The sequence below is a fragment of the Streptomyces sp. NPDC004561 genome, from assembly GCF_053602155.1.
Window position 1 is genome coordinate 1 of the sequence record NZ_JBSGDB010000823.1, and the last position, 2,137, is coordinate 2,137.

Genomic DNA, 2,137 nt, shown 5'->3' on the forward strand with positions numbered 1-2,137 from the left:
GCCCGAATGGCGCCGGGCGCTGTCGTGTCGGGCAAAGCATGAACATTAGACTCGGGCGAGCCCGGCAAAGCTCGATCAGCTCTACTGCAAGGAGGCACGGGTGCCGCTGCTGACCCGCATCAGGGGACCGCGCGATCTGGACCGGCTCAGCCTGGAGGAGCTGGACCAGCTGGCAGGGGAGATCCGGACCTTCCTCGTCGACGCCGTCTCCAAGACCGGCGGCCACCTGGGTCCCAACCTGGGCGTGGTCGAGCTCACCATCGCCCTCCACCGCGTCTTCGAGTCCCCCAGGGACAAGGTGCTCTGGGACACCGGCCACCAGTCCTACGTGCACAAGCTGCTCACCGGCCGGCAGGACTTCTCCCGGCTGAAGATGAAGGGCGGCCTGTCGGGCTACCCCTCGCAGGCCGAGTCCGAGCACGACGTCATCGAGAACAGCCACGCCTCCACGGTGCTCGGCTGGGCCGACGGCATCGCCAAGGCCAACCAGCTGCTGAAGCGGGACAGCCATGTCGTCGCCGTCATCGGTGACGGCGCGCTGACCGGCGGCATGGCCTGGGAGGCCCTCAACAACATCGCCGACGCCAAGGACCGCCCGCTGGTCATCGTCGTCAACGACAACGAGCGGTCGTACGCGCCCACCATCGGCGGGCTCGCCAACCACCTGGCGACGCTGCGCACCACGGACGGCTACGAGCGTTTCCTGGCCCGCACCAAGGAGGTGCTGGAGCGCACCCCGGTGGTCGGCAAGCCGCTGTACGAGACCCTGCACGGCGCCAAGAAGGGGCTGAAGGACTTCATCGCCCCGCAGGGCATGTTCGAGGACCTGGGCCTGAAGTACGTCGGCCCGATCGACGGCCACGACATCGAGGCCCTGGAGTCGGCGCTGGCGCGCGCCAAGCGGTTCGGCGGCCCGGTGATCGTGCACTGCCTCACCGAGAAGGGGCGCGGCTACCAGCCCGCCCTCCAGGACGAGGCCGACCGGTTCCACGCCGTCGGCAAGATCCACCCGGACACCGGTCTGCCGATCGCCTCCTCCGGCGCCGACTGGACCTCCGTCTTCGGTGACGAGATGGTCCGCCTCGGCGAGGAGCGGGAGGACGTCGTCGCCATCACGGCGGCCATGCTCCAGCCGGTCGGTCTGGACAGGTTCGCCAAGCGGTTCCCCGAGCGGGTGTACGACGTCGGGATCGCGGAGCAGCACGGCGCCGTCTCCGCGGCCGGTCTCGCCCACGCCGGGGTGCACCCCGTCTTCGCGGTGTACGCCACCTTCCTCAACCGCGCCTTCGACCAGGTCCTGATGGACGTGGCCCTGCACAAGTGCGGGGTGACGTTCGTGCTGGACCGCGCCGGTGTCACCGGCACCGACGGCGCCTCCCACAACGGCATGTGGGACATGTCGATCCTGCAGGTCGTGCCGGGGCTCCGGCTGGCCGCGCCGAGGGACGCCGACCAGGTGCGCGCCCAGCTGCGCGAGGCCGTCGCCGTCGAGGACGCGCCGACCGTGGTGCGCTTCTCCAAGGGCGCCGTCGGCCCCGCCGTACCGGCCGTGGGCCGCGTCGGCGGCATGGACGTGCTGCGCGAGCCCGGCACCGACGAGCCGGACGTGCTGCTGGTCTCCGTGGGCGCCCTCGCGCCGATGTGCCTGGAGATCGCCGGCCTGCTCGACCGGCAGGGCATCTCCACCACCGTGGTCGACCCCCGCTGGGTCAAGCCCGTCGACGAGGCCATGGCACCGCTCGCCGAGCGGCACCGGGTCGTCGTCACCGTCGAGGACAACAGCCGGGCCGGCGGTGTCGGCTCCGCGATCGCCCAAGCCCTGCGCGACGCGGGCGTGGACGTGCCGCTGCGCGACTTCGGCATCCCGCCGCGCTTCCTCGACCACGCCTCGCGCGCCGAGGTGCTCGCCGAGATCGGGCTGACCGCCCCGGACATCGCCCGTCAGGTGACCGGGCTGGTCGCCAGGCTCGACGGCCGGTTCGACCGTACGGCCGACACGGTCGACTCCGTGGAGCCCGCACGCGACTAGGACAACCGCTCGTACGGGCCGGTTCCGCCACATCTCCAGGGGGCGGTACCGGCCCCTCTGCGTGAACCTGCCCGTGGCGGGGCGTACGCATACCCGACCCTCTCGATC

Annotated in this window: 1 protein-coding gene; it reads left to right on the forward strand. The window is 71.4% G+C overall.

Translation table 11 applies throughout. The features are described 5' to 3' along the window. Window positions 1–100 precede the first annotated feature (100 nt). On the forward strand, window positions 101–2,029 hold the full coding sequence (gene dxs / locus ACWEN3_RS45750) for a 1-deoxy-D-xylulose-5-phosphate synthase (protein ID WP_452984272.1): 1,929 nt from the start codon (window positions 101–103) through the stop codon (window positions 2,027–2,029). The last annotated feature ends 108 nt before the right edge of the window (window positions 2,030–2,137 follow it).